This is a genomic window from Cysteiniphilum litorale, from assembly GCF_003428165.1.
In the GTDB taxonomy this organism is placed as follows: domain Bacteria; phylum Pseudomonadota; class Gammaproteobacteria; order Francisellales; family Francisellaceae; genus Caedibacter; species Caedibacter litoralis.
Genome location: NZ_QLIQ01000004.1, coordinates 48,228 through 74,526, shown reverse-complemented (window position 1 = coordinate 74,526; position 26,299 = coordinate 48,228). Strand labels below are relative to the sequence as shown.

The 26,299-nt window shown below is 33.7% G+C and carries 24 protein-coding genes; 2 read left to right on the top strand and 22 right to left on the bottom strand.

Going from position 1 to position 26,299, the window contains the following annotated elements; all coding sequences use genetic code 11:
* Positions 1-31: 31 nt before the first annotated feature.
* Complete coding sequence (locus DNJ75_RS03145) at positions 32-355, top strand: hypothetical protein (RefSeq protein ID WP_117001730.1); 324 nt, start codon at positions 32-34, stop codon at positions 353-355.
* Between the two features lie 117 nt (positions 356-472).
* Here the strand turns inward: DNJ75_RS03145 and DNJ75_RS03140 are convergent, their stop codons facing one another.
* The 8 genes from DNJ75_RS03140 to DNJ75_RS03100 all read right to left on the bottom strand — a co-directional run bounded on the left by DNJ75_RS03140 (position 473) and on the right by DNJ75_RS03100 (position 8,900).
* Complete coding sequence (locus DNJ75_RS03140; RefSeq protein ID WP_117001729.1) at positions 473-3,658, bottom strand: hypothetical protein; 3,186 nt, start codon at positions 3,656-3,658, stop codon at positions 473-475.
* A gap of 449 nt (positions 3,659-4,107) precedes the next feature.
* On the bottom strand, positions 4,108-4,488 hold the full coding sequence (locus DNJ75_RS03130; protein ID WP_117001727.1) for a hypothetical protein: 381 nt from the start codon (positions 4,486-4,488) through the stop codon (positions 4,108-4,110).
* Positions 4,488-5,255 (bottom strand): hypothetical protein, encoded by a 768-nt coding sequence (locus DNJ75_RS03125; protein ID WP_117001726.1) that lies wholly within the window; start codon positions 5,253-5,255, stop codon positions 4,488-4,490. The genes DNJ75_RS03130 and DNJ75_RS03125 overlap by 1 nt, the downstream gene beginning before the upstream one ends.
* Entirely contained in the window at positions 5,252-5,803 is a 552-nt protein-coding gene (locus DNJ75_RS15295) for a hypothetical protein (protein ID WP_150468863.1), read from the bottom strand. The genes DNJ75_RS03125 and DNJ75_RS15295 overlap by 4 nt, the downstream gene beginning before the upstream one ends.
* A gap of 5 nt (positions 5,804-5,808) precedes the next feature.
* A complete protein-coding gene (locus DNJ75_RS03115) occupies positions 5,809-7,011 on the bottom strand; it encodes an ATPase, T2SS/T4P/T4SS family (RefSeq protein ID WP_157968179.1) in 1,203 nt (400 codons plus the stop codon).
* Complete coding sequence (locus DNJ75_RS03110; RefSeq protein ID WP_157968178.1) at positions 7,004-7,819, bottom strand: type IV secretory system conjugative DNA transfer family protein; 816 nt, start codon at positions 7,817-7,819, stop codon at positions 7,004-7,006. The genes DNJ75_RS03115 and DNJ75_RS03110 overlap by 8 nt, the downstream gene beginning before the upstream one ends.
* A gap of 45 nt (positions 7,820-7,864) precedes the next feature.
* Positions 7,865-8,332, bottom strand: a complete 468-nt coding sequence (locus tag DNJ75_RS03105) for a DotD/TraH family lipoprotein (protein ID WP_117001722.1) — start codon at positions 8,330-8,332, stop codon at positions 7,865-7,867.
* Positions 8,316-8,900 (bottom strand): hypothetical protein, encoded by a 585-nt coding sequence (locus tag DNJ75_RS03100; protein WP_117001721.1) that lies wholly within the window; start codon positions 8,898-8,900, stop codon positions 8,316-8,318. Before DNJ75_RS03100 ends, DNJ75_RS03105 begins: the two co-directional genes overlap by 17 nt.
* Positions 8,901-9,064: 164 nt before the next feature.
* Between DNJ75_RS03100 and DNJ75_RS03095 the strand changes: the two genes are divergently transcribed.
* Positions 9,065-10,012, top strand: a complete 948-nt coding sequence (locus DNJ75_RS03095; RefSeq protein ID WP_117001720.1) for a hypothetical protein — start codon at positions 9,065-9,067, stop codon at positions 10,010-10,012.
* Between the two features lie 125 nt (positions 10,013-10,137).
* On the opposite strand, the gene DNJ75_RS03090 is transcribed toward DNJ75_RS03095, so the two are convergent.
* The 14 genes from DNJ75_RS03090 to DNJ75_RS03020 form a co-directional block, all read right to left on the bottom strand.
* The gene (locus DNJ75_RS03090) at positions 10,138-10,410 is read right to left on the bottom strand and encodes a hypothetical protein (RefSeq protein ID WP_117001719.1); all 273 of its coding nucleotides are present in this window, start codon (positions 10,408-10,410) and stop codon (positions 10,138-10,140) included.
* A gap of 18 nt (positions 10,411-10,428) precedes the next feature.
* Positions 10,429-11,094, bottom strand: a complete 666-nt coding sequence (locus DNJ75_RS03085) for a hypothetical protein (RefSeq protein WP_170137181.1) — start codon at positions 11,092-11,094, stop codon at positions 10,429-10,431.
* 28 nt (positions 11,095-11,122) lie between these two features.
* On the bottom strand, positions 11,123-11,425 hold the full coding sequence (locus tag DNJ75_RS03080) for an HU family DNA-binding protein (protein ID WP_117001717.1): 303 nt from the start codon (positions 11,423-11,425) through the stop codon (positions 11,123-11,125).
* A gap of 83 nt (positions 11,426-11,508) precedes the next feature.
* Positions 11,509-12,171, bottom strand: coding sequence for a hypothetical protein (locus DNJ75_RS03075; protein WP_117001716.1), 663 nt, complete (start codon positions 12,169-12,171; stop codon positions 11,509-11,511).
* Positions 12,172-12,181: 10 nt separating this feature from the next.
* Entirely contained in the window at positions 12,182-12,655 is a 474-nt protein-coding gene (locus DNJ75_RS03070; protein WP_157968177.1) for a hypothetical protein, read from the bottom strand.
* A gap of 163 nt (positions 12,656-12,818) precedes the next feature.
* Complete coding sequence (locus DNJ75_RS03065) at positions 12,819-13,979, bottom strand: SPASM domain-containing protein (protein WP_117001714.1); 1,161 nt, start codon at positions 13,977-13,979, stop codon at positions 12,819-12,821.
* Positions 13,972-14,829 carry a hypothetical protein gene (locus tag DNJ75_RS03060; protein WP_150468865.1) on the bottom strand — a complete coding sequence of 286 codons (858 nt, stop codon included), beginning with the start codon at positions 14,827-14,829 and terminating at the stop codon, positions 13,972-13,974. The genes DNJ75_RS03065 and DNJ75_RS03060 overlap by 8 nt, the downstream gene beginning before the upstream one ends.
* A complete protein-coding gene (locus DNJ75_RS03055) occupies positions 14,802-15,926 on the bottom strand; it encodes a radical SAM/SPASM domain-containing protein (RefSeq protein WP_117001712.1) in 1,125 nt (374 codons plus the stop codon). Before DNJ75_RS03055 ends, DNJ75_RS03060 begins: the two co-directional genes overlap by 28 nt.
* A gap of 920 nt (positions 15,927-16,846) precedes the next feature.
* Entirely contained in the window at positions 16,847-17,077 is a 231-nt protein-coding gene (locus DNJ75_RS03045) for a hypothetical protein (RefSeq protein ID WP_117001710.1), read from the bottom strand.
* A 31-nt stretch (positions 17,078-17,108) separates the two neighbouring features.
* Entirely contained in the window at positions 17,109-19,568 is a 2,460-nt protein-coding gene (locus DNJ75_RS03040; RefSeq protein WP_117001709.1) for a DotA/TraY family protein, read from the bottom strand.
* Positions 19,569-19,700: 132 nt separating this feature from the next.
* Positions 19,701-20,072 carry a hypothetical protein gene (locus tag DNJ75_RS03035; RefSeq protein WP_150468866.1) on the bottom strand — a complete coding sequence of 124 codons (372 nt, stop codon included), beginning with the start codon at positions 20,070-20,072 and terminating at the stop codon, positions 19,701-19,703.
* Between the two features lie 16 nt (positions 20,073-20,088).
* A complete protein-coding gene (locus tag DNJ75_RS03030) occupies positions 20,089-21,573 on the bottom strand; it encodes a coiled-coil domain-containing protein (protein ID WP_117001707.1) in 1,485 nt (494 codons plus the stop codon).
* Between the two features lie 18 nt (positions 21,574-21,591).
* Positions 21,592-25,203 carry a DotG/IcmE/VirB10 family protein gene (locus tag DNJ75_RS03025; protein ID WP_117001706.1) on the bottom strand — a complete coding sequence of 1,204 codons (3,612 nt, stop codon included), beginning with the start codon at positions 25,201-25,203 and terminating at the stop codon, positions 21,592-21,594.
* Positions 25,203-26,294, bottom strand: coding sequence for a DotH/IcmK family type IV secretion protein (locus DNJ75_RS03020; protein ID WP_117001705.1), 1,092 nt, complete (start codon positions 26,292-26,294; stop codon positions 25,203-25,205). The genes DNJ75_RS03025 and DNJ75_RS03020 overlap by 1 nt, the downstream gene beginning before the upstream one ends.
* Between the last annotated feature and the right edge of the window lie 5 nt (positions 26,295-26,299).

The window sequence follows — 26,299 nt, the reverse complement described above, 5'->3', positions numbered from 1 at the left end:
CTCCACCAAAAACAATAAGAAGGTATATTAAATGCAAGTTGAAAATAATATTCAAATAACAATTGAAGATTTAGTCGCTGAATTTGCTCAATTCGAGGTCGACGTAAAAGAAAAAAAGGAACCGTATGAAGAGTTTCTTGAGCAAGTTAGACCATCTATACTTAACTTATCAGACAAAGGGTATACGACCAAAGAGATTGAAAGTTACCTTCACAACTTTTTAAAAAATAAAAATCAATCTGACTTAATCAACAATATAACCTATCAAAAAATATCTAGACTAATCAAATCATCTAGCGGAACTCTCAACAAAAGAAAATCAAAGAAGAAAAATATAAGCAACAACGAGACATAGTACATATCTGGTCATGCCCAGATATATGTTTTTTTAGGTGTATAAGTTTAGACCTGACCTGACAGTTGCCTATTTTTCAAACGCGATTTTTGTCAGATATGGTTGAGCGTAAAATGATTACTGGCTTGCACAACTTTCTATAGTTAACCTATTTGCAATCTCTATTAATTCCTGTAGCGTAGCATCTATGGCATCTTCGCGTGTCATTTTCCCCCTGCTTACTCTTACTTTTTGATCTATATGATTTTTTATACCCATGTAAGGGAACATTGTTGCTAACGCATTCCTAGTTAATCGATGACTACCCAAGACGTTCCTTAATCGGATAAATATTGACGCTTCAAGATTATTGGTTGTTAAAGGCCATAACTCTTGAGATGATAACTTGAATCTAAGAGCCTGAGCTACTGGATATTTAGCAGTTTTAGCTAACATGAATATCGTTGATCCTTTTGAAGAAGTGGGCTCATGTATTCGATTTTCTAAGTAATTTTTAGTGTAATCATTTAACTCAAAAGAAACAGCATCTTCTAATAATTGTATGCTTCTCTTACTTTGTTTTGACAAAATACTGATAGTTGATGCAGCCTGCAAAATTTTACTTGGAAAATGGTCTACATATTGTGATATTAAGATCATATATATATTATCTTTTCTTCCTTCGACCTGCCTTGAATGGATGTATTCAGTAGCATAGCTGTTGTAAGTAGCTCGTGCAAACTCATCCATGCCAAATAAATTTATACTGCCTTGTAATTTTGACAGTTGTTTTTTATGATGCAAATGGTACATATCTTTGATTTTTCTCTCTCCAAAGTAATAGTTACTTTCTATATATGCATCAATTGTTCCCCCGCTATTATCACCATAGAATTTCATTGTAACTAGGTTGGTAAACACCATATAGGCTAATGTTGTCTGTTTTACTAGTTCACTATTTCCTGATGCAGCTGCTTCTTTAGGAATGATTTCGGCCAAATCTATACAAAGAACCCTTGCTTCATCAAAATCTGATGTGCTTACTGTGGACATCCATGGGTAATTTTTGGGAATAGTCTCCAATTTTCTTGTAAAATAATCCCAATAGCTATCTGTCTTTAATGTTTTGATGCTATCGTACTTATCTTTAAAGCTTCTGTTTTTGACCAGAATTTTAGAAAATGACATAAAATTTGGCACTGCTCTTTTTTGCGCTCTAGCAGCTAAAGCATAATTTTTTGCTAAAAATAATGTATCTACCACATCCCACCATGTTAACTCAAGCTCGCCATCTAAATTACCATCTGTTAAAAATAGCTTACCAGCTTGATATTCATTTTTACTGGTGATGCTTATTGCTCCTATTTTAGATAGAAACTCATCAATTTCTTTATCAACTCCAATTGAGTATTTCTCTGCATGCTCTGCAATCATTGATGTATCATATACTTTGACAATCGCATCATCTATAATACTTTTAATTGTTTCATCCAAATCACCATCACTTCCAGAAAACAGTACATACATCAGCGATTTTAAAAAACTTAACTGTTTGTTTGTTGGTCTTCTCGATCCTAATATTGTGTCAAAGGGATTGCAGCAAAAGAAATCTTCAACGTTCTCTATATCGTTGATTGAAAATATTGACGCAGGAACCTTAAAACTTTGAACTTCACTCCGCTTATCTGTTGGTAGAGCATCTTTCAGCATATCTATTACAAGGCCGAATGATTTTTTTACATCAATAAACCCAATCATAGGTATTTCATTTGAGTTACAATTCAAAATAAACCTTATAATTTTAGATGCAACAGACACAGATTTGCCATATCCAGATTCTGCAATGACAATTTCTACCCAGTAAGTTAGCAATGATGTTCCAAACTCCCATTGGAACGGTGTGTTTTGAGCTGTTATTAAACTATAATGCCCATGCTCTATAGGAGATGACAGCCTTGTGATTGGTGCCATCATTATAATTCTGTATAAGGTCATTGGTATTAATTCACAAGTATGTTTTAACGACAAGCTTGGAATACTCTCAAACAACGCATATCTCGCGTCACCAGTTTCCTTATATATTCCAGGATCGCCCCAACCTTGTATGTGGCTTTTTAATATCTCTGATCGATCTTTTGCCTCCGAAATGGTTCTTCCCCAAGTAGCAAAGTGACAGCTCATTTGATTAACTGCACCATCAGCTTCTATTATTTGGCTCAACCCCAATATAGATTGCTCTATTCTCCTGTTGTACGCTCCTGATTGAGCAAAAAATGCCATATATGATTTTTTTATTGGTAGCACAGTTTCCATTAACTCTTTTACACCAGTTATAATTGTCATCGTATATCTAAATGGCAAATCAGAAGGAATATCCCTTAAAAGGTCATCAAATTTTTTCATCATGCTTTGAGGGCGGCTCAAACTAAACATAGAGTAATACCGATCACCAACATTTACTAAGTCTTGAGCATCTTTTGGTATAAAAATACTTTTAGTCTCAAAGTATTGCAATCCTAATGATAATGGTGCGAGCCCATCCATCTGAGAAATTTTAGATATATTGCGATCAGAATACCTTGGTTCATAATTATCATATGTAGAAATTTTTTTATTCTCCACACCTTTTCCATAGGAGTTAAGCATCAAATAAAACTCAAGTGCCGCTTCCTTAGCTGATAAAGGGGATGTGTTGATCGTTTCTGATATAATCGCTAGATATTGATGTATAAAGGTAACATGCATGCTTTCTATACTCTCAAGCACATTGTTATCTATCATTGCATATTTATTACCATAAAGCTGCTTACTAAAAGAAGTATCATTTTTCCGAATATTTTCTCTTTTTTCATATTCTTCTTGGTAAGTTTTTGCAGATACAGAGTTTCGATTGGTCTCAATGACCATGAGAAGGCTGTGATAAGTAGTTTCTGATTCGGCAGTATCTATAATAGAATCAGCAATATCTATCAGATCCAAAGACATTCTCTGGCACGACTTTCTCTGTGATTCTCTATTTAAATCAAATACCTCCTTTTTTCTTTCAGGATTCTGCTCAAACGCGAAATGAATTTTATGTCCCTCATTTCTATGGAGAGCAGTTAGCGATTTAGTTAGTTTTTCAGCATGCTTTTCCCAATCTGATGCCACATGAGTTGATACCCCAAAAACTTTAAATGCTGTAATCAAAGTGTCACCAAAGTGATTAGTAATAGATTCGAGTCCACAGCTATGCTTTATCATTCCATTATGTTCAATATAATTTTCAATCTCAATATTTTTAAAGTTTATCAATACTTCAATCAATGTATCAATTAATGCCATTACGTTTACCCACTCAAAAAGATTGCCTCAATTTAGGTCATACAACATATTGTATGAACCACCGCATTTACACCAATGTATAAACACAATTAATAAAAAATAACTAACCTTGACGTCTTCGATGTATGCTGCTCCTAACTTTTCTAGTATAAAGCACGTCTCCTGTTTTAATATATCTAATATACTTCCTTATTAGTGACCTGTATGTCTTGTTACTTCTATAGATATAAAAATCATAGCCAATCATCAATAAGAACAATAACGACCACAATTTAGAGATTGATAGCCATATGCTAGCAATGAAAAACAACACTAAGATTACAATTAAAATTACCGTTTTTGGCGGCATAAAATTAATCCATAATGCCTTTCTTGTTACATATGAAGCATCTATTTCTTCCGGCTCTACGTAAATATCTTTAGACCTGTTAATTTCATATCTCATAACATTAACCAAATCCTTTAATTGCAGATAAAGCATCACTTAGCTTTTTCCCAGTAATATTATTTAACACCTGACATGCATCACCGCCAGAAAATATAGTATCGAGGTTGCCATTTAAAGTCCCTAGTCCAGGCAAGGATAAATCAGCACCACAGCCTTGCTTTAACCCATCAAAGAAGCTGTTATCAAGACTTATTCCTTGATGAAGCTGCTTACATATATTAGTGTCATACGCCTTTCCACCACTATATATTGGGCAGGAGCCTCCCCCTGAAACACTCATTCCTCCCGAGTTATAGTCAAAGCCATATGACAAAGAAAATAGAAAATTCAAACAGATGACGTTTAATATAATATTTGTTTTTGTTAGAAATCCACACTTCATTATAATCTCCCACTATTAAAAGGTTTACACACGCTATTGTTGTTTGAATAACTGCAAAAATATTGTTTCTTTAAGTAGCTTTGATATTCCTGCGTACACCAGCTAATCACCTGTTCAGGCTTAATTTCTTTCATTTTTTTATATTTTTCTTTTAATGAATCAATTTGTTTTTTTAACCCATCTATAGATCCTGCAACTTCTTCATTCTTAGTATTTAAAACTAAATCTATCCACGTCTGCATACTATTAACAAACAATTTAGCAATACCAATAGTGTCTTTCTGTGGAATGTAGCACATACCACAATATGCTTTCCTCCATGATTGTGTGTATGGAATATAGAAATACTTAAAATTTGTTGGAACTGAATAATCAAATGTTTTTTCTGGTGAATATGTTAGTGTATCTGGAACATAATAGTTACTATGCTCATGACTAATAACTTTATTCGTTAGAATATAATTATAATAATCTTGCGTAAGATATCCAAGCCAAGCACAAAACTCTACACCTTTTTGCTGTAACGCAATGTTTATACCACTAACCTCGTAGCCAATTTCATGTAATTTGTCAGCCAAATTAGGATTTGCTTTAATACCATTTGCCTTCTGTATAATTCCACCATTAATCATAGCATGAGCGTCAGACTGTGAAGATGGGACTGAGGTACAAAATGGATCCCATGGTTCATATGGAAGTCTACAAAAACCATGCGAAATTGAGATTGAATATATAATAAAAAGTAACAGTACAGCATATTTTTTCATACACTCACCTGAAATGCCTGTTGAAACCAAGTATACAAAGAATGGGATACAGGTTGAATTGCTATTAAAACAAATCCTAGAAACCAATATTTTATAGAGACCATAAAATTAAATGGCTGCCCAGTAAAGTACGATTTCATTGGTCTTGTACAGCCCCTTATTATAAGATAAAAACCAAAAAGTTTTATTGCTAACAACATCACCATTATAATAAACGGTTGATTACCATGCACCATACCCAGTTGTTGCGCCAATAGCTGTGCATCCATAGGTGATTGTGAAAACTCACCAATTGTGACTCCTCCCGTTCCGGGGAAAAATGTCTCTCTAGAGTTAATAAAGATCCCTGATGCACAGAAGGATAAACCGCCTAATATAAATAAAGAAATTGATAAAGAGTAGCTGAATCGACTTGGATTAGTTCTTCTATAAATTAGTGTTAACCCAGCCATGATAATTGAAATCAACCCCATGACAACGGAGACACTTACCAAAATTAAGTATATTGAATTATATGTATCTAATATTAATTGAACATTGTCACTCACAGAAATTACTCCACATCATCATAAACATAAATACCTTTTCTCTTTAAATTTAAAATGCAATCTTTATGTGTCGACTTACTATGATCAATGTGATCGCCTATATTTTGAGATACTTTGTGAATATTATCTCCGACCTCTGATAGAGACTTTCTGAATTTGTCATTAAATAAACAATATTCTCTTGATGGAATTCGTTTTAATTCATTTTTTATTTTAAGCAGCTTTTGATTGACTAAAACATGTGTAGACTCAATCAAGTCATTTAAGTATGAAGATCTTAGGTCATTTGGACACAAATAAAGCATTCTTGAGAATATATTTCTTACTGATTTAGCGTGCACAGTTGCAAAAACAAGATGTCCAGTTTGCGCTGCTGCGAGAGATGCTTTTAGGGTTGCAAAATCATTGATTTCACCAACAAATATTATTGTTGGCGATCTTCTCATAGCTCCCTTAACGGCAATATCAAAAGTTTTCAAATTAAAGGGAATTTCTGATTGTTTAACTCGTGAAGTATTGAAATTCAGTTTATCAAATCTTATTTCAACAGGTTCTTCGAATGTTAGGATGTTGTGATTTCCATCATTATCTTCTGCTAATTCTCTTAGCATCGAAGTAATTAAAGTGCTCTTGCCAGATCCAGTTGCTCCTGAAACAATTACGAACCCATCATTAAGAGTGCGTATCTTGCTCCATACATCTTGCTCAAGACCTAGATCCGATAGTTTTACTGGTTTATCCATTAGTTGCCTAAACGAGATATCATAACCATCAACAGTCCCTTCAATAGCATATCTTAAACGTTTGCTTCCATGCTCTTCCTCATTAATAGCGTAAGCTCCCCATAAATTCTCACCTCTTGTAAATACATTTATAGAAGCAGGGTCTTTTGTTATAATTTGTATAATATTCTCTAACTCAGAAACTGATATTTTCCTATCAGTTATTTGGATATTGCGTCCAGCAACTCTAGCCATGACTTTAAGGTTTGAACTTATAAAAATATCATCAGCGCCTTTCGCACAGCAATGTTCTAGAATATCATCTAAATGAATTCTTCTATTGATAGTTCCTGGTAGATTTTGAAAAACCCAAGATGCACCCCTATTTTTATCACGGTTAAACTGATACATATCATCTGCTTGCTCTTGATATGTTGATGAAATATTAATATATTTTTTAAAGCTATCACTGCTAATCTCAACCATGCTTATCCCCCACTGTATCGACATCGTTCAGAGTTTTAACTTTCCATTTTGATAGATCAGCTTCAAAATTTACATTTCTATCTATTGTGTAAATCATATTGCCAACACTCATCTCTGAACCATAACTACTAACGGGAATATATGAAGAACTTATATCAGGTTTATTAACAATACCCTTTCTCTCTGCAATTAAGTATGTCATCATTCCATTAAATGTTGAATAAAGCTGCGCCATTTTATAGTTGAAAAAACGATTTGCAGCTTTTTGACCTTCAACCCAACCCTGACGGTAAGAGTTATCCCACGCATTCCACTCAAGTGATGTGGATGGTTTTTTGATCACATCAAAATTTGGTTTATTGACAACAACAAGAAGATACTGTCTCCAATTAGGTGGGTTCCCAACTATCTGTGCTGGAGTCGTTATTTTGTACACCTTATTGTTTATAACTAATTTTTGCCCAGAATGCTCAATAGAAACCTGTTTATCAATCGCCTGTATAACTGGCGGCAGAAGATTACTGATCGACGTTCCATATGACGCCCACTTCATTAATATTTGAAAGTTAAATACCACATCCAATTGTGAAGCATAGCTTAAGACGTTTTCTTGCAAATAGTTCATTTGATAATAAAGTCCTGACTGAGCACCTATACGTAATGCATTTTGTTGGATGGCTTCAATAGATCCTTTTTCATTAGCATCAATACTGCTTGTATTTAGAGGGTAGTTTAAACCCTCATTGTATAACGCCTTCTCATCAATTGCATATGATATGCCAATAGTGACAAATGTTAAAACTAACATAAATAATTTTTTGTGGATTCTTACAAGCATACAAATTTCTACCAATTAAAATAATTTCACCAATATCATTTGGTCATTATTATTTACACCAATGGTCCCTTTATCTCCTAGCTGATTTTGAACTTCAATCAAATATTCAAACACCGATTTCTCAGAATACGTTGGGGCGATAACAATTAAAGGGGGTATTTCAGCGTTATTTTTTATTTCATAGTCATAATTAATGGCATTACAGATAAGTTTCATCATATTGTCTAAACTACCTGAGAAGCCTTCTGGAAGAGCTATCTTATGATTAAATATCTCGGGTAAGGCTATATTTCTGGCTGAAACATCAGAATCAAAATAATGCAACTTAGTTATTTCGTTAGCTTTTTTATCAGCTTCTGTAACCTTCCACTGCGAAGCTTTAGGTATTATTTCTGATGATTCGGGCTCTATCGGTTTTGTTGCGCAGGATGTTAAAGATACAACCAGCAAAGATATTATCATTATTCTAGCTTTTCTTCTCATCGCTTTCCTCTCTATCCTGCTTATGCGTATTAACATTATTCAAATTATTTTTGTATTTGACAAAAATCTGCTTTGTATCTCCATCAATTGATATTGTGACCGCATCCCCAACATAACTATTTATCTGGTTTATCAGATCTTTTAGACTAACTCCTTCTTTTCCTGTTGAAACAACTGCTAATACTGGTAAATCTGCCCTGTTTAAAAATACGTACTTATATCCAGCTAGTAGTGCAATCTTTTTAATAAGTGCATATACAGAGTATGTCTGGACTCCATCGAATTGAATTATCTTATCAAACCCAACAGGAACCGCTGTTAAATTAAATTGTTGTCGCTTCCACTCTGTATAAGTAGTGTTTTGGGCAACTTCAGCACTACTAATATTCGCATATTCTTTTTGAGATTCAGCGGCCTGCTTTGAATATTCCAATAATAATGATAAAGGCTCATTTTTAGCTTTAAATTCAGGTGGCGATGAATTTTGCTCTCCACGAAACGAGGCGCACCCTGACAATCCAAATATAATCAAGCACGCTAATCCCAGTTTACTATAAATTTGCTTCATTAATGTTTCTACAAAAAGTAAGTATGAAGCTTATTCTATAAAATAAACCAACCTAAAATAAGTGATATGAAAATATGATTACACATTCAATATTCATAGCACTTTAAACCAAGCCTACCGAACTGTAAAATGAGTTCTTATTTTTACTAGGTAAGAGTTTGTATATGTCAAATGAGCAATATAAAAATGAAGATATTAGCTTTACAATATTAGTTTCGGCTTTATTTATAATAGTGGTAGCTGTTTCTGCATGCTTCTTATATGCATCTATATCAAACCATATAGATAATTTTTTATTTTCATTTAAGTTTATACGTGACAATGCCATTTATTTGTCGATTATATGCAAAGTTATTCTTGTTGCATTTATGCTTTACCTTGTTTTTCGGTTTATCAACAGACACTACCATCATAACTACCCTGTTAATAGCTTAAACTTAGATAAATTGATTTGTCTTAATCTTCAAAAATCCTTTTTCACAGACAGGAGAAGCGAAATCATAAACCCAAAAGAGTGGCTATTAAAAAAAGAAATAGTAAAATACGCAGATGCCAATTCTAATGAATATCAAATCGATTACACTCGGTTAATAGATGAACTTCAAGCCCAACTACTTCTTATAGGACGGCTATTGATAGTTGACAATAATATCACAATTGCTAATGAACATAAGATGTGTGAATCAGATAAATCATTAGTTTTAGGAGTTGTAAATACATTAGAAAGCTTTGCAACACGCAGAGACCGCCATGGAAACAGTTTATTATCAGAAGATCAAATATATAAGATAAGAACCAAACACGCATATCTTTACACCTACATAATACGTCTATTTGAAGAGATAAATAAGCTTCATTTCATATACGCTAGAGACATGTTTTTTCACCTCTCACTAGAGTCCAATCAAAATCATCTGGCATATCACATTTTCTTAGTTCTAAATTCCGTTGGCAAAGACAGCAAACCCGTTGAGACTATGGGGGTATTCTGGCACTATACTTTAGAAAAGGAAGTCGGGGAAGCTATCAAAATAATAGATATGGATTACCTCATAAAATTTTTTGAGAATTATATTAATGAAAATGAACGAAAGAAAAAAGTTCGTCTATAAGTTGTTGCAATATTGTAGGTATGATTTATTGTCAAATTTAAGTTGTAGAAATTCCCAACGGAAAAAACCGTGGTTCTCTGTCTACGACTGCATAGATTTAAATTACGCTTCATCGCAATTATTGGCTAGCAAGGATCAAACATATTCTTAACGCTAAAATACCCACCAATAAGCGCAATGGGGGACAGAATGTATAAACCTGTTTCTCCAAATTGATAATAAATTAACACAACAGCAAGTATTGCAGCAATAGAAACGGCAACGCCTATAAGTAAATTTATTGCTTCAGTGACTTTGTTCTCAAGCCAGCAATAAAAACTCATAAACAACAAAACTAAAATGCCAACGACAATAACACTAGCGCAAGCATAGTTGAAAATCGCAAAACCATCGCTCATAAAATCTCCCACAAAAATTTAATTGTTATCCTGGTACCTTAAATACCATCCATTTTTTAGAGATGAAAAAACACCCCAAAAAAATACTATTGTTGTTAGTGTAGCCGTAAATATAGCTCCAGATAAAGTGAGCCCAAAAGTGTAGAAAACCTGCACAGGCACAAAGAATAACATCGCTGCTAAGAATGATACGGCTGCCCCTCTAACAAGCGAGTTCATCACAATGTTGTCATCAATAAGCATTACATGATTCAATGAGAGTATTTTAATTATATCATATGGGTACTTGAAAATTATATATAATGCAGCGCAAAGTATTGATGCTAAAGCTATATAAGCCATAAACACGTACGTATGGTCAATATATCCATACAAATCAAGCGCCAATGTTGATATCAAATATGTTGCGACAATAATACTCATTGCAAAGTCAATAAAATCAAGGAAAAATCCTTTAGTTCCCTCATAAGCGCTACCATCCATTGAATACGCCTTGCCTTTTAGTAAAAATAAAACCATATAAGGCACCATCATATTAAACAATGATGATGTATGCCAAAATATTTTATACATACTCGTTGTGACTTCATAAGCTCCAAAGTATGTTTGATAACCGGATATAGCAACTATTGAACAGGAAATTGCTATCAATATTACCTTTATATAATCAAATTTTTCCATCATTAATCCCCTATCACATAATTCTTATAAATCACTTCCCGTTGACCGCATCTTTCAACAGCTTGCCCGCTGAAAATTTGGGCGATTTAGACGCTGCGATTTTCATTGGCTCGCCAGTCTTAGGATTACGCCCCTCACGCGCGGCGCGATATCCAACTTCAAATTTACCAAAACCAGTAAAACTGACTGAATCACCTTTTTTGACAATATCCGTTACGGACGCAATGAAAGCATCAACAGCTTGTTTAGCTGCTACTTTAGTCAGTCCTGCTTTCTCAGCAAATATGGCTTCAAACTCCGTTTTTGTGTGGTTTTTTACTTCTTTTTTACCCATTGGTTTCTCCTCTACTGTTGATGAGTATTTTTTTAAGTTTAAGCTTTTTTACTTTAAATCCAAAATTTATCCCTAAAATTCAATTACAGCACCTGTATTTGCAATAAATATCGCTCTATATTTTGACTAAGTAACTCTGTGGTTGAATGAAGAATATCAGGAGTGTAATCTATCAGCAAGACACTGCTGCCACTATTAATCTCAAACTCGTCAATTTTATCATATACAATATCCCCAACAGTATTGATACTCTTTCTATGTAAAATCAAATTCCCCTCTGAATTAATTTCCTTGCTTTTAACATAATAAAAACCGAATTGAATGCTCGGGGTATCGTACCTTGAATCATAGTGCGGATAAGCTGTGTAGCCCTTTTTCATTTTCAATAAAACACATCTATAACTTGATGGATCTTTGATGTATGTGACACTTTTTTCATTAATCTTCAATATCTCATGGAATGCCATACTATTGAAAAGACTTGGTATAAATAGTTTATTTAGCTCATCTCTAAGACATCCAACATCATATATGTACTCTAAGCAATATTCATTGTTACTATTTTGATATTTAAAATTATCTCTATCCTCTGACCTCGATGTTCCTGGTGTTCGATAATAATCAGACAATTCATCAAGCTGGATAATTCTTTCAAGTTCTAACAGTAAATTTTTATCTAAATTAAGCCTCAAATATTTTTTAGCGTATAATTTGTTAATATCACCAAATTTAAAATCATTAAACATTTGATCATCCTCAATATAGCTTTATTTGTAGTAGTTGCAACGGATCTGTAATTAATAACTCTGTTGCCTTAGTTGGGAAATGAGTCATATTAAAAAAAGCCATATAAGGCATAACTTTTAATTCGCAAATTTGTTTTTCTAGGTCACCATTTATATTTAAACTCTTTCTCAAAAGAGAAATTTTATAGGAATTGCTGTTTTCAGTGACCAATATATTAAGAACAAGGCTAGACTTATCTTTATATATATTCTCTAGAATATATTTATTTGGCTTAAGATCTTCAACTTTTAACAAAATGTTGTCATAGCTTTCAGCTTTACTATGTGTTTCGTTTAACTGCCTATGAAAATTTTGAAGTTTACAAAAGAACTCATCTTTCAAAAGAGATTCAATAATTTGCTCTTTTAACCTAACAAGATCTTCTATATTAAATGGTCTTTTTCGTAGAGATATTTTTATAAGACGCATAGCTTTTTCTAGCAATTGTATCCTGCAATAGCCAAATGAGTACAAATTATTTATTAGTTCATAATTATGATTGTGATTAAAAAACATTATTTATTTTGTGCATACTAGCACCCTCTATTTTAGTACTAAAAAATTTTCATCACCTAAGAAAGTAAAGTAAACCATCAAAACTTTGACATTAAAAAGGTCTAGAATATTTCACATTGAGATCAAGTGCTTTTTTGTTATTCAACACATGCCCGCAAAATCGTTTTGCACCAAAACATTCGTCATCTTTACGATTAGTCTTCCAATATTCCATTAAACATCCATTTGAATATTCACAGTCGACACACTCTACGTTGCCTGCTTTTCTTACCTGTTTTCTTAACCATGATTTTCGCTTATCTGAAGTTAAGATAGCCTGGAAGTCATCTTCAACAATATTACCAAAGACCTGAAAAAACTCTTTATCGTCTTTATCATAATCCGTTAGTGTCATATCACCATTTGGCATCAAATAAAGAACTAATGCTCCAATGTTATATAGGGAGCTATAATTGCTCGCTTGAAGAACTTTATGGATTTCGCCAATTTCCACAACTTTTGTACCATTTCTTTTCCTCTTCATGTATACATCAAACACATCAATTAGAAAATCGTTATACACCTCCATGCTTGTTGCATGTAAATCAAATTTCCCTTTGTTTGAGTTATGATCTGTTTTCATCATTGGTAAAAACCCTGTCTGAGTTACCCCCAAATCGACCAAGTAATCTATATAATTTTCCGCACCCATACTTACGAGCTGTCTATTAACTACTGTTGTGGTTGACACATTTAAGCCACAGCTAACAGCTTCCCTTACTTTACTCTCCCACTTTTTTATATATTTAACTCCACGCATATCACCATCATAACTAGTCTCAATTTCTCCTTTTGTAACATCTTTTATCAGAGAGAACCAAGATTTGTCAGTTGCTACTAATGATGATAATACGCCATGCGTGACTTTGAAATTCTTGAACTCATTGTTAATTAACTGCACAGCAGACATAAAATACTCTTGAGGCATAGATGTTGGCTCCCCTCCATACCAATAACAAAATATTTCTACGCAATCTAAATTTCTTCTTTCATAATAGTTTCTAATTTTACGACAGGCTATTTGAATACTTTCCAAACTCAACCTAGATTTATCCCTTCTTTGCGATAATGATAGATAGCAATGTGGGCAGTTTAATGGGCAATACAATGATGGCCACATTGTCATAATGAATTTACCACTCTCAATAGATGTTCCTGGCCAATCGTCACAATACCTTTTCAAGGCAACTAATATATTGTCATGATTACTCATTTTTCTCCCCTATATCTGTGTTACAATAAATTTTGTATGCTTTATGATCCTTTATAAATTCATACAACGACATGCCGCCAATTATGTCGTATAATCGCTCATGAGCGCCAAGAACCCCATTATTAATATCAAATTTTCCTTGCGCCTCACCTATTAGATACACACCCTTTGTCTCTGCCACATCAGCCAAGCTCACATTATCGACAATAGATGTGTAAATAATATTTTTTGCAAAAATGAATTGATTTTTACTAGACTGATCATGTTTTTTCTTAGGGAAAAACCTCCCTATACTTATGCAAAACAGGGATGCCCAATTAGTACTATCAGAAGTAATTTCCTCATGAGTTGGCCATAGCGTAAAATAATTCTTTCTTCCCCTGATAAAACCATAGTCCAACTGTAATCCAGTTGATATCAAACGATGTATCACTATTTCATTATTTAACACTTTACCATTAATTAAATTGACAAGAGTTGACAATAATGTCGTTAGGCTGCCTACTGATTTATTCTTAACTCCAAGTTTATTGAATATATAGCTACTCAACTCATGAGTTATGTTATTAACTCTAATTGCATGCATATCTCGAACTTTTTCGCTTATGGTATTGCTTTGAATGCAAATAACAAACTTTCTGAACACATCTGATTGCATTAAAGAAAAAATACCTAACAGCGTTACTAATGGATCGTCACCTATTATACAAACGTCATATTCTTCATAATAGTTATACAAACTAAAATTCTTAATATCAATAACTTGCTCTGTCTTTTTCCATAGCATTGTTTGTGGTGAGAACAATATTTTTTGAATTGGTTTTATTTTGTTTCTAAATTGTCTAGCCATTCAATAACCTCTTCTGGATTTCGTGATAATAAAAAGCTATCAATTCTTCGAAATATTGCTTTCCAAACAATACATTCATTAGGTTTGCCATACACTCCATTTCCTGATTGTATTGAGTTAACCATGCATCCACCTTGACACTCTTTTAAATATGGACAGGATAAACAATCCTTGTGTAGCAAGCGTGTTCTTGCTTGTAGTATATTCCAAACAGGCTGATCCAATCCTCTTCTATCTTTCACATTACCGAGTTTAAATAGATTAGCATCGGCCATTTCTTGGCATAAATAGATATCACCACTAGGATCAATGTTCAGGCTTTTAATTGCACAATCGCATTGAAAATTGCAATGCGTAATTGCTTTTACGCTTTTCCCCAAAAAAGTATTTATCCTCTTTTTCAAGAATAAATAAAATGGGTCAATAATAATATTACTATTCATTACCCATTTATCAAACACTCCACACATCAGTTCTGCGATTCTGTCAAGATCAGCATAATTGACATCTTTCCCACCATTAAATGGCAACCTTATATTAAGATTTCGTGATAAATGATTCGCTCTTTTGACCTCTCTTTCTAAATTATCCAATCCATCGCTATCTAATACATAGACAGCGGGAAGTCTATGATAGTTTTTAGCTAGGTAATCATCATTTTTTTTAAAGATTGCTCTATATTTCAAGTCACAACCATTCACAGTTCTCAGTGATGAGAAACTATCAATTGAAGTGCTTACTTTGTCCTTACCAAAAAGCTTAATCAAGTTTTCCACTTTCTGTTGTGATCCGATAAGATTAGTTTGGCAACCTGTATCAAATTTATAAAATTTTCCAAAATATTCTCTGGCATACTTAACAATTTCACATAGATCATTATAGGGATATGTTAAGATTTCCCCCCCTAAGAACTCCAGATAGAAATGTGTAATATTCAGCTTCATTTCATCCAGAAATTTTTTTATTTCATGAAATGAAGTTATCGCATCATTCAATCCCATTCTACTCGCATCTGTTGTATATGATGAGCAATAACTGCAGTCTGCATTACATTGTTTAGTCAGTCTAAAATGAACTGTATAAGGTGCGATTTCCATATTTTTTTATTTTGATGATACATGATTTCACAAACAAAGTAAGTGATATGAAATACATACATTCCATATCACTTTATTGATACTACATGCCTGCTATAATTGATTTATTGTTGATTTACTTCAAATACATCTAATGTTACTACTGAAATCAAAGAAAAAAGCAGATAAAAAAGAGTACCAACAAAAATCCATCTTGAAATCTCTATGGTATATTCTATGGCCAGTCAGGAAAAAACATTTATCTGACATTGCAAAAATGTCAAAAAACATTCTTTATGATTGGCCACTTATCAAAATGACTATTAGCCTATTAAAAACAAACTCAAAAGCAAAAAAGGTAAAGTTTCGCACTTTTGAAGAATATTGTTTAAAGACGGGAATCAAGAATGATCAAGATTTAAAAATAAGGGCTTTGAGAGCAAAGTTTGTATTTTACGGCTATATCTTAATTTCACTCATCTTGATCCCAACTTCCATTTATGTCATCTTATCTAGTGCATTTCCTCAAATATTATCCAAGATGTTCTCATTTGTATTTCTAGTGTATTTTCTCATATCCACCATTTCTCAATGGAAAACCTATAAAATTTTCAAATTGAAGAAAATCTGATTTTTTGAAGATGTAACTGAAAGGTGGTTTGTTAGGTTAATTAGTTTCATCCGCAACATAAATTTTGATACAAGCCTGACTCATGTGAGCGACAGCAATAAAATGATCCTCAGCCAGAATTATTTTGCTGGTTCTAACATGTATTCCCGAAATAAGCAGATAAAAAATGCTGTATTAAGTTGCTGTTAAGCTTTTACCGTCTATACTGTGTGTCATTAGTCAAGGTGTCTTACATCTCCCTCCCCTCGATAACTAGCACCTTGACTAAATCAGATTTATTGCCCTTGTGATGTACCCACCCTCAGTTAGATTAATTAGACACTTTTCTGTATTGACTCCGAAGTTTTTTTTGCTTCTCAATTTGCGCAGCTGGATAAAGCAAAAACCCATGTCCTATAATCAAGCCTATGATAATAAAGGTAACTGAGCCCATAATATATGACCCCAAACTATCATCGTAAGACATTCCTGAAAAGGGCCAAAAAAACCATATTAACCAACCTGACCAAATAAAAAACAATAACCTTAAAATATGCTCCATTACTACCTCCTAATAATACTTTATTTATTTGTTACTTATTTGCTTTTTTATTGCTTTTATCTCTTTCTGCTTTTTTAGAAGCAAAGGTATCATATCCCTGTCCAGTAACTTGCATTACTTCTGCAGTTGAATCTACCACATTTACTATATTTGCTTCTCCAAATGTTGGAATGTGTGCAATACCACCTGATACATAATCAAGAACTCTGTCTCTAAAGTTATGCATTACAGGTACGCAAACATTTGCTAAAAACCTATACATGATATTAAGATAAAAATACATAATTGCAACAAATACCCATATCCATATAGTATAACTTTCAATAACAGTAAAAAACATCAAGTTTATTATCGCAAAGCCTATACTTGCGATCACTAACATTACTATATAACCCATGACAGACAGAAACGGTGTTAACAGAACTGCCAGTAATATCATTATCCCTCTTACCTCCTTCCCTGCTAATACGACATTATTACTTGTTGCATAAGTTGCCAACAAGAACGGTAGAATGACGACTGCCTCAATAATCATTTTTAAGTAACCAATAACAATAAATGCAAAAGTCAGCACCGGATATAACGGCAACAAATATCCCAATGCCAATGCCAATCCCTGAAGCGCAAATAGCGCTATGATCATTGACAATAAAGTATCAATTAACATGTTGATGAGAGAATCCGGAATAATAAACCCCCAACCATATAACGTAGAGGTCATTTGCCCTTTAAAATAACTCCCAACAGAATCCACACTTGATTTAGCAAACAAAGCTAAATACTTAATCATGTTAATTGCAGTATAAATATTTTTTCCTAACTCAGACATCGCTCTAAATGGGTCCACACTATAATCCTTAAAGGTAACCTCTTGCGCGATGTTTTTCATTGCCCCATTAGTTTTAGCAGCTAGCTCTCTAGGGTTCATAGTACCAGCACTTGCTGAATATAAAAAAGCATTCATTAACCACTTCATACTGTAATTTTCAAAGTCATTGGTATTGCAATCTACATCTTTGCCATTAATAGTGCATGAATTAGATATGCTGCTTGAATACTTGGCAGTAGGAATAGCTAATTTGTTGTCTTTTGCAAGCGCAGCTTTTAAGGCTTTGCTCGTATAGGAGGCGCTTTGCTGAATAGCTTGGGCTTTATCCTCATTTAAACACACGGGACTTATTAGCCATGAAAACCATTTTGCCATGACCCCACAAGTTTCAATACTGCCAGTCGCCCCTTTTGACGTAATAGAAGATACAGGAGAAGACATATTTGTATTAATAATGTCAGATATTTTTTCTATCTCTTTATAGTAGATAGGGAAAAGCGCCCATCCATTTTGGGTGACTGATTTTTTGATTTCATCCATGTATGCATCTTTATCTTTATTGCTTTCTCCAATAAGTTTTATTGCACTTAGATAGGATGAAAATGCCTCATAATATCGATTCAAAATATCTTGGTATTGTTTTGCTTGATCTTGATTTAAGCTGTTTTTTTGAAGATTTGCTATTTGAAAATCATCCAAAATAACCAAGTTGTATAGTTGCTGAGAAATTGAAGCTGTTGTCTCAAAGAACTTAGCAAATGCTTTAACACTTTCCTCATACGTTCTATCTGAAGCTTTCTCTAATATTTGCGATTTATTAGCATCATAAGTCGCTCCTGGAAAACTAATCACCCCGCATTTGTAAGTTGTAGGTGTATTACCATCATTCACACTCCCTACATAGAATGTGTTTTTATCTTTTGCTTTACTGTTTGCCATGGCTTGCGATAATTCTGTTAGAGAGCGGTATTCCTTCATCCCTGAGGGCATTGCTGCATACTGACCTAAAATCGTTGATGGTGTTATGCTCTCACTATAAGTATAGGCTATCGGTGCATTTCGTGTTTTCTGTGCAAATCCAGGAGAATCTTTAGACTGACTTTCTGTGATTGAGTTATATTGGTTTTGAGCTGTCATCGTTGCAAATGTGCACATTTGCATATTAATAACATCATCTAATAATTTCGGCATCTGATCACTATATTGCACATTAAGATTTATATTCTTTAACAACAAATCGGCAGCATATTGCTCGGTAAGATCACCTATTTTATTTCCCCACAACGCTAAAGTCATAGTAAATTGATGAATATTCGCAATATTTAACGCTTGAGCTGGTGGCACATTTGGCTGAGCTCCACTTGATATAAAAGCAAATGCCACAACAGCCTTAATTCCCAAAGCTAATGGACTTTTTTCCTCTACTCGTTGTCCTTCCTGCTCCAAACGCTGGCTTTTGTGTATAATTAACGTAAACAAATTCCAACCAGCTACGATAAAGTAAATGATAACCGCAATGAAACTAGTTTTTGAAATTAAGTTCATTAACAATGAGTATTCAGGACCACCTGGCAAAACTGGCTCAGTGTAACCAGCAAGATAGCCAACCCAATTACCAAATACATAGCAAAGTGCGGACATTATAAAAGTCGGATCTGACATATTTACATTAATTTATTTTGTGATCTTTGTATCATCGCAAATTATTAATAATGCTGTAAGTGATATGAAAAAATGAATATTATAATTTATGGTAGATACAATGGGTTGTAAGCACCCATTGATGAATTACAATCAATTATTTTGATATTTAAATGAAATTTGTTTGGCATTACTATCCGCATTCTGAATGCCCATTGATGTACCAAAGTATGATACTGCTCCAGAGCCCAAAGCTCCTACCATAAATAGTGCTGATGCCGCAATTGCAACCATAACGTGTCCGGTCCCTATATTTGATCCTGGTTGTTTTTTCCTATATAACAAAAACCCAGCAGCAGCCAATGACCCAATAAAGCATATAATACATATAATGATTAATATTGATACAACCGCCCCCAGTATCCCATTAAACTTGTTCAGACTTGTTTGTATATCATCTGCTAATGCAAAAAGTGGCATTAGTAACACAAGCCCCAATGTTAACGTTTTAATTATACTCTTCATAAGTTCTCCTTTTGGTTTATTTTTTGATTGAAACTCTATAATTAACACCATCACTTGACTGCATTGTCCAGTAAGTCTCATTTTTTTCAATAACTCTATATTTAATATGATTTATCGTGAGATAAGGCATATTCTCCAACGAAACTTGAATAAACCCTATATCATCACTTTTTACCAACAATTTCCCCTGCAGCTCGCCAAGAATATAAAAGTTTGCATCCTTATACCTTTGATGTGTTAATTTTTCCAACTGTTGGTCTATCCGATTTATTGAATCATTCAGCTGTTGATTACTATTAGTTAACACATATATCTTGCTATCAGAACTTTTAATCATTGACGTTATATCCTGTAACGAATTTAAATAATTAGCTGAAGTAGAGTTAAATTTACTATCCAATGATTCGAATGCTTTTATTTGAGAGTCTATTATGTTTTTGTTTTTGTTTATTTGGCTCTCATTACCTTCAATTTTTTGTTTTAATGTACTTATATCTCCTTTTATTTGATTATATTGATCCTGCAAATTACTTATTTGCTCATTGATAAGACTTAATGTTCCCTGTAATTTTGTCATCTGTTGATTACTTTTATCAGTCATGTCCTTGATTTGCTGACTTACCTTAGAGTTTAGTTCCGTATTTTTTTGAGATATTTTTGTATCTAATGTTTTTAATTCTAGAGATGCTTTGCTGACCCCACTACTATTGTTGAAGCTTAGGTATATAGATAATATAATTGTCACAACACATAAAAAGCATATAAGTATCAAAATCCATCTAAGTTTTCTTTTATTTTTTTTTGTTGGCGCATCACGATGTATTTGGTTGTCAGAATCTGGCACGTCCTCATTCTTATCTAATCCATTGGAATTATCGATCTGATCTTCATTATTCTCTTTAGAAGCTTTCGTAACATTATATTCTCTATGATTATTGATAGTTTCCTGCTTGAGATCACTTATAGGCTCATTTGATACGGTTGTTTCATCTTTTTCTAGAGTAGGTGATTTTGCATCAGAACCCACGTTATTATTTGAATCTGCAATATTTAATTTTTCAGAACTAGCTGAACTATCATCATCTAAGCATTCAATCTCAATGTCATCGATCCCATCCAGATAATTACCGTCTAAGGTTTTGTTATTATCACTCAACTTATCATTAGGTACTGATGTTGGTGATATTGAACGATCTTCTGTTAGGTAACTTTTTTGATTTGAATCGTCGTAGGCAAACCCCTTTAATAACTCCTCATACAACGCATCACTATTTTCAATTATGTCATTATTTCCAGCCTTATTGGTTTTAATATCATCTATACTATTGTGATCTGATTCACCGAATGGATGAACTTTTTCAAAAACAGGTTGATTGCTTTCGGCTTTTTCTGCTGCCTTATTTATAACTTCATCATCTACAGATTCTTTTGGCTTAATATAGTCCTGCAATGATTTGATGACTTTACTATCTGTTTTATATTTTTTTTCTAAGTTGTCCATAGTTAATAAGCTCCAAACCTAAGAATTTAATATTTTTTTAGATTGATCAATTGCTGTTTGATCTGGTGCAAATGAGTATTTATCACCCGATGAAGTATTGCTGTTTAATGATTTAATCTTTTCTTCTCCACTTTCAATTACTCCTTTATATTTATCGGAATAGTCTTTTATAAGAGAGGTATCACTAGCAGTGCTCTTTGAACCATTCTTATAAACAGGGGAAATGAAATACAGCCCAAAAGACCTTCCCGTGTCTACGGTTACCGTTGGCGGTCTATTAATATTTTCAGATAACGGTTTAATAAAGTGGCTCGCCCCCTTACCCACGGACATGAAAACTTGATCTGTTGGTGATGGTAATTGTTGCACGATACTCTGTGTCCCGTTTTGAGTTAGAACCTGAGTTGACTGTACTCCTTGCATTACTTCAGCATAGCCACTTAAGATTGTTGCCAGACCTAATGATCCATATCTAAATAAATAATGGTTGTCGACATCATCAGATAACCCTGGCTGCATGTTAGATATATCAAACGCAACCGCATCTATGTCATATACATCACCTTTGTAAACCATTTTTGTAAACTCCAGAGTTATGCTGTCAGTCCACTTTGGTAAAGTAAACGTCCCAAGTATCCTAGCCCCTCTCAATACCCCTGATACTATTTCCGCTGTTACAGGGATCTTTGTATAATCACTATTGACAGAGGATAGTAAAACAGCATAAAACCTTGCTGAAGGCAATACAATGGCTTCTTTCTTGCCACCCTCAACGACCCCCTTATTTTTAATGGCATTATTTTGCAGCATTTTTTCTAGCTCTTGAGGAGTTGTTACAATATTGATTGCAAAAGGAGCTGACGTTACCTGAGATTTCACTTCATTACTCATGTTATTATATGCGTCGGAGACTTTTGATTTAGCCTCACCTAATAACTGCTGCAACGCCTGTTGAGCCTGATCTGGAAGCTTAACTCCTGGAAATGATAATTTGTTATTACATCGCTGATTTTGATAGTCCCAATCTTTCCCTTCATTCAAACACTGATTTTTAGTTGAAATAAGAACAGGAATCTTTTTCCTATTCTCAGGTATCTCACACATTTGTAACTGACTATTCCATTTATACCCATTTTGCATACATCGTGAATATTGGAGCTTTAAATCTTTAAGGTATTGATCAGAGAAATTACCTGTATTACACACCCCCAACAGATAATCCCACTTCCCATTAATAATTTTACAGTTCTCCTTGTCATTCTCTAATGCCTTCAACTCATTAATGCTATCTTCTTCAACACATCTCTCTATTATTGAGTTCCAATAGTTACCATTTTTTTCACAAGCTTTTTTTTGTGCAATGAGTATATTTGCATCAATATCATTGATCTCAAGAGAGCATTGTTCTAACTCAGTATTCCACAACCCGCCAGCTTTGGTGCATGCTAACTGTTCTTTCATAAGCTGATCTGCATTTTTGCTTTTTAATGTGACTTCTTTAGAAGGCGTTGATTTATCGCGACTATTTATATCTCCATTACACTTCTTCTGAAAAGTATCCCATGTGTATCCTTCAGAAATACATTTGTTTTTGATTTTCCTATAATAGGCAACATCATCACTAGTGCACATTTGCAAATCGTAATCCCAATCATAGCCTTTTGATAAACAATCTCGTTTTTTAGCAATTAAATCGGCAAGTTGCTTTTCTGTGAAATTATTCGAACATGTTTTTAACTCAGACACCCACTTAAATCCGGCTAACTCACATGTATTTGACAGCTGATCCTGTAATGATAAATTTTTGCTTGTTGTTGCTATTATGCACTTGTCATTTAAATAATCCCATTTATTGCCAGATGCCTCACATGTTTTTTTAGTTGCTTCCATGAGACTATCAAGTGCCTTATTTCCTGTTGTACAGGATAATTGTTTGTCATCCCATATCTTCCCTGATTTAATACAGCTTGATTTTTTTGCCTCTAAAGCTTCTCTGTCTAATTTGCTTAAATTAGGTTTGCATAGTTTATTTTTCTCATCCCATACCTTATTTTCTGCTAGACAGGTTTCTTTTACTTTATCTGTTTTTGTGCTAACAGCAACATTAACACATTTTGTTATTGCATAGTTCCAACTCCCGCCAGAATCTCTGCAATCCTTAATATCTTTGAGTATCTGTTGAATATCAGCACTACCATCATTACAAACTTGTGCTATATAATTCCATTTATAACCTCTATCTTCACAGCTCTTCTTTTTTAATTTCAATAACTCCATCTGCTCTTTTGAGAGTTGATTATCACATAACCCCAAATCATATAACCACTTGCCACCACTTAATTGACATTGCTTTTTCCTATGCAGTAATTCTTTAAGCTCTTGTGGAGCAATTGAATTTGAACACATTTGTAAATCAGCATTCCAACAGCCCCCTGATGTAATACACTCAAGCTTTTTATTTTGAAGTTTATCCTCTTCCTTTTTATTATTTACATCACAAGTCTTTAATACTGGATTCCATATTTTCCCTTTGGTTTGGCAGTCATATTGTGTGTTTTTTAGAAATTTAACGGCATCAGTAGTCAAACATTTATCTTTGCAAGTTTGTAATGCATAATCCCATTGTGCGCCTTTATTTGAACAGATCTCATATTCTTTTTTCAAGTCACTGAGTAATTTTGTGTCGTAGGCATTTGAACACATTCTTAGAGAATAATCCCATTCCCCACCAGATTTTCTGCAATCCTGAATTTGTGACCATAATTTAGACGTACTCATCCCGCCGTCTAAATCACAAGCCTGAACTTTATAATTCCACCTAAAACCTTTATCTTCACAACTTTGTTTATTCTTCAGTAATGAAGCTATTTCTGCTTCAGACATACCTGAAGTACACAGTAACAATTTCACATTCCAATCATCAGGTGAACAATCTTTTTTTCTTTGCAAGATTTCATTTGTAAAATCAGAACCTATATCACAAAGACCTAACAAATAATTCCATTGCTTTCCTTTTGATACACATTCATTCTTACGTTTCAATAAGCTTTCTATAGCTGATTTATCTTTAGCGTCTTCACATCGCTGTGCAAAAACATTCCAGTTTGCAACACACTGCGCTTTCAGAGCTAGCAGCCTATTTATTTCATCTTCTGTCATTCCCTCAGTGCACAAAGAAAGCTCATAGTTCCATTTTCCTGCAGCACAATTATTTTTAGATTTTTCCAGTTCATTTAACTCTTCTCGCGTTAACCCAACTTTATCACAATATTTCAAACTATCTATCCATCTGCCGTTTAGTGCTTCACATCCATTTTTGTCAATCAGGAATTTACTCTGCGCACTTTGTCCAGACTCTGGTTTGTAGTTGATCACGCTAGCAATGTGATCATCACCCTGCTGTATCTTCCTAATAGCATCTTCATCCGTCAGCTTTTTAGTTCTTGATAATGCAACTTGATTTACTTCTGTTTTTTTAACATCAGAGAGCGGTGCTGTTTGATAATTTGAATCTGATGAATAATTACTAATTTTAGGTTTAGATGGAGAAAAATATATAAAAATTGCTGCCATAATCGCAACTGTAATTATAACCGTTAAAACAATATATTTAAATTTATTATTTTTCATTAGCCAATCCCCTGAGTCTCTATCCCTTGGATAGTATTGAAATCATTTGCTGGATTAAAATCACCAAGTTTTTCGTCATATGTCTTGTCTTGAATTTGAGGGACAATATACTGCTGAGCCACCCCATTAATGGCAAGCATTACCATACTTGTAGGCTTTAGGATATATAAGATATATCCAGTACCATTTGATGGGATTCTTTTTTGGAAATTTGGATAGGTTAAATCATATCGTGTTTTTAGATACATTTCTCCCTTATACGTCCATATGTCAGTATTCGGAATATTTGCATCATGATAGGTGGCATCTTTCGGAGGAGCTCCGATTGAAAACATTAAATCTAAATCTGATAAGACAATTTTCTGTTCACCTACATCCTGTTTTGGGGCAGTTGGTGAGGTGACAGGCATTCTTAAAATGAAGCGTTGATCATAATTTTCTTTTGATTCGATTATTTGCAGACTAATAACTTGTGGGTATCCAGCCAGGGTGACCAACATATTAGTTGGCGGAACAGACTCTTTGTTTGGCTGAATGAAGAGAGTATTTTTATTTTGATCTGGCGCCTTATCAACTTTAAAGGCATCTGGATTCCCTAGAACACTATATGTAATAGGATATGGATTACCGTATTCATCAACTATTTGCAGTGATGACACCTGATGGAAGGCTGTATAAATCACTAATTGCTTACTCTCCGAATATACAGACACCCGATTCCCACCGTTAACCGGAGTAAGCGAAATCGCTTTTGCCTGTTCAATCTGACTTTGATAACGTCTTTGCTCTATTATATCGCTAGGTGTAATAGCTTGTTGTTTTTGCATCTCTATCCCCTGTTGGTATCTTTGTTCAGAGGTTATCATCGCTTTCATATAAGGCATCATTTGCTGATTTTGCTCAATATTTCTCACTATGTTTTTTTTGTAATCATTATCAGCATTACGGATTAGAGAGTTCAATTGCTCTTGGGTGACAACATATTTATCCTGTTGCTCTTCTGCTTTTTTCTCATCGGCAAAACCATTACTTATTGTCATTATTGAAAACAACACCACGCCTAAAGTTATTATCGTTTTTTTAGATATCATAAGCT

Excerpts from the sequence above, each read along its gene's own strand:
- DNJ75_RS03145 (WP_117001730.1), top strand. The coding sequence starts at position 32 with ATGCAAGTTGAAAATAATATTCAAATAACAATTGAAGATTTAGTCGCT.
- DNJ75_RS03140 (WP_117001729.1), bottom strand. The coding sequence starts at position 3,658 with ATGGCATTAATTGATACATTGATTGAAGTATTGATAAACTTTAAAAAT.
- DNJ75_RS03130 (WP_117001727.1), bottom strand. The coding sequence starts at position 4,488 with ATGAAGTGTGGATTTCTAACAAAAACAAATATTATATTAAACGTCATC.
- DNJ75_RS03125 (WP_117001726.1), bottom strand. The coding sequence starts at position 5,255 with ATGAAAAAATATGCTGTACTGTTACTTTTTATTATATATTCAATCTCA.
- DNJ75_RS03115 (WP_157968179.1), bottom strand. The coding sequence starts at position 7,011 with ATGGTTGAGATTAGCAGTGATAGCTTTAAAAAATATATTAATATTTCA.
- DNJ75_RS03110 (WP_157968178.1), bottom strand. The coding sequence starts at position 7,819 with ATGTTAGTTTTAACATTTGTCACTATTGGCATATCATATGCAATTGAT.
- DNJ75_RS03105 (WP_117001722.1), bottom strand. The coding sequence starts at position 8,332 with ATGAGAAGAAAAGCTAGAATAATGATAATATCTTTGCTGGTTGTATCT.
- DNJ75_RS03100 (WP_117001721.1), bottom strand. The coding sequence starts at position 8,900 with ATGAAGCAAATTTATAGTAAACTGGGATTAGCGTGCTTGATTATATTT.
- DNJ75_RS03095 (WP_117001720.1), top strand. The coding sequence starts at position 9,065 with ATGTCAAATGAGCAATATAAAAATGAAGATATTAGCTTTACAATATTA.
- DNJ75_RS03090 (WP_117001719.1), bottom strand. The coding sequence starts at position 10,410 with ATGAGCGATGGTTTTGCGATTTTCAACTATGCTTGCGCTAGTGTTATT.
- DNJ75_RS03085 (WP_170137181.1), bottom strand. The coding sequence starts at position 11,094 with ATGATGGAAAAATTTGATTATATAAAGGTAATATTGATAGCAATTTCC.
- DNJ75_RS03080 (WP_117001717.1), bottom strand. The coding sequence starts at position 11,425 with ATGGGTAAAAAAGAAGTAAAAAACCACACAAAAACGGAGTTTGAAGCC.
- DNJ75_RS03075 (WP_117001716.1), bottom strand. The coding sequence starts at position 12,171 with ATGTTTAATGATTTTAAATTTGGTGATATTAACAAATTATACGCTAAA.
- DNJ75_RS03065 (WP_117001714.1), bottom strand. The coding sequence starts at position 13,979 with ATGAGTAATCATGACAATATATTAGTTGCCTTGAAAAGGTATTGTGAC.
- DNJ75_RS03060 (WP_150468865.1), bottom strand. The coding sequence starts at position 14,829 with ATGGCTAGACAATTTAGAAACAAAATAAAACCAATTCAAAAAATATTG.
- DNJ75_RS03055 (WP_117001712.1), bottom strand. The coding sequence starts at position 15,926 with ATGGAAATCGCACCTTATACAGTTCATTTTAGACTGACTAAACAATGT.
- DNJ75_RS03045 (WP_117001710.1), bottom strand. The coding sequence starts at position 17,077 with ATGGAGCATATTTTAAGGTTATTGTTTTTTATTTGGTCAGGTTGGTTA.
- DNJ75_RS03040 (WP_117001709.1), bottom strand. The coding sequence starts at position 19,568 with ATGTCAGATCCGACTTTTATAATGTCCGCACTTTGCTATGTATTTGGT.
- DNJ75_RS03035 (WP_150468866.1), bottom strand. The coding sequence starts at position 20,072 with ATGAAGAGTATAATTAAAACGTTAACATTGGGGCTTGTGTTACTAATG.
- DNJ75_RS03030 (WP_117001707.1), bottom strand. The coding sequence starts at position 21,573 with ATGGACAACTTAGAAAAAAAATATAAAACAGATAGTAAAGTCATCAAA.
- DNJ75_RS03025 (WP_117001706.1), bottom strand. The coding sequence starts at position 25,203 with ATGAAAAATAATAAATTTAAATATATTGTTTTAACGGTTATAATTACA.
- DNJ75_RS03020 (WP_117001705.1), bottom strand. The coding sequence starts at position 26,294 with ATGATATCTAAAAAAACGATAATAACTTTAGGCGTGGTGTTGTTTTCA.